Origin of the sequence: Vibrio genomosp. F10 str. 9ZD137 (assembly GCF_049974785.1) — a bacterium.
Lineage (GTDB): Bacteria > Pseudomonadota > Gammaproteobacteria > Enterobacterales > Vibrionaceae > Vibrio.
Genome location: NZ_JBNGCJ010000662.1, coordinates 1 through 1,164, shown reverse-complemented (window position 1 = coordinate 1,164; position 1,164 = coordinate 1). Strand labels below are relative to the sequence as shown.

General features: G+C 43.3%; 1 protein-coding gene and 1 pseudogene. One reads left to right on the top strand and one right to left on the bottom strand.

From position 1 onward, the window contains the following. Positions 1-692, bottom strand: a 692-nt coding sequence (locus tag ACP45E_RS16030; protein WP_141707366.1) for an FAD-dependent oxidoreductase, incomplete at its 3' end; no start/stop codon positions are given. A gap of 344 nt (positions 693-1,036) precedes the next feature. On the opposite strand from ACP45E_RS16030, the pseudogene ACP45E_RS16025 reads away from it, so the two are divergent. Continuing rightward, positions 1,037-1,147: pseudogene (locus ACP45E_RS16025) on the top strand (RNA polymerase sigma factor RpoE); the annotation flags it as partial. Positions 1,148-1,164 lie beyond the last annotated feature (17 nt).

Below are 1,164 nucleotides of genomic sequence, written 5' to 3'. Positions count from 1 at the left end.
GCTCGCCATGCCATCGCGATACCGTCTCCAGAAGAAACATCAGGGTTGGATGTGTATTGGTAAACCTTAGATGCGCCGCCTGTTGCAAGCACGACGAACTTACTTCTTACTGTCTCAACATGTTCTTCATTTCTATTCCAGATATAAGCACCAACGACTTTATTGGCGTCACCACCAATTTTGTCTTCAGTAATGAGATCTAAAGTGTTGTGGCGCTCTAGGATTTCAATATTAGGATGACGAAGGACGTTTGCCTGCAAAGAGGTTTGCATTGCCATACCGGTTGCATCGGCAGCATGAAGAATTCGACGATGGCTATGGCCGCCTTCTCGAGTGAGGTGATAACGCGGTTTATCGTCAGTATCGTCTTCTACGCGATCAAAGGGCACACCCCCATCGATCAGCCATTGAACGCACTCTTTTGCATTCTCTGCGATAAATCGGACGGTGTCTTCTTCACAAAGCCCAGCGCCAGCCACTTTTGTATCTTGCACGTGAGATTCAATACTGTCTGATTCATCGAAGACAGCGGCGATCCCACCCTGAGCATAATAGGTGGCCCCTTCACTGAGAGGGCCTTTGCTCAATACAATGACTTTTCCATGCTCAGCGACGCGAAGAGCTAAAGACAAGCCAGCAGCGCCACCTCCTACCACTAATACATCACACTGATGTTCACGGTTTGCGTTCATAAGTCTTTTAAAATCCCGAACTGTATAGAGTCATCCAACTCTCTATTTAAATACGCAACAATGCGTCATATTCGATATATCTTATCACTACATTAAGCGCAATACTTTGTAAATCCGATTGCTTTTAATCAATATCAGCTTCAAAATTCCTCCACTGAATAAGTGACGAGCACATCACACTGTAAATTATTATTTGTCATTATTTTAAGAAAGTTTTGAACTTTCCTTTTACTACTGAGTCACAATAGTGCTCATGTAGGCAGTGGTGTCAATACTACAATGTGCATCATGAATACTCATATCTGTGAGGATAAGAGTGAATAACAATAGGAGTACACGCTCGAATGAACGAGCAGCTTACCGATCAGGTCTTGATTGAGCGAGTTCAGAGTGGAGATAAGCAAGCATTCAATTTACTGGTTTTGAGATACCAAAACAAAGTATGCAATCTTATTTAGATCGGAAGAGCGGT